General features: G+C 58.9%; 1 pseudogene. It reads left to right on the plus strand.

The features are described 5' to 3' along the window. Window positions 1-44 precede the first annotated feature (44 nt). Window positions 45-270: pseudogene (locus AAEY78_RS13270) on the plus strand (hypothetical protein); the annotation flags it as partial.

Here is a 270-nt window from a genome sequence, read left to right on the forward strand (position 1 = left end):
GGCCCATCTCGCCCAGTGATAGGCGAATGTTGGTTCTATGGCCAATGGAGACTCTGCCGGTAGAGCGTCAAAAAGCTGTGGGCCGAGAGCTGGAGAATGGTGGTGTCGCGGCGCTATACGCCTGGTTGTTGTCTATTGATCTTGGCGACTTCGATCAACGCACAAGGCCTCCCAGCACTGATGCGCGCGAGCGGCTGGTGGCCCTGAGTAGGGCGAGCTGGCAGACTTTCCTGTTCCTCTGGCAATACGGCGAACTCGGGCGCGATATGT

This window comes from Psychrobacter sp. 16-MNA-CIBAN-0192 (assembly GCF_040309565.1).
GTDB lineage: Bacteria > Pseudomonadota > Gammaproteobacteria > Pseudomonadales > Moraxellaceae > Psychrobacter.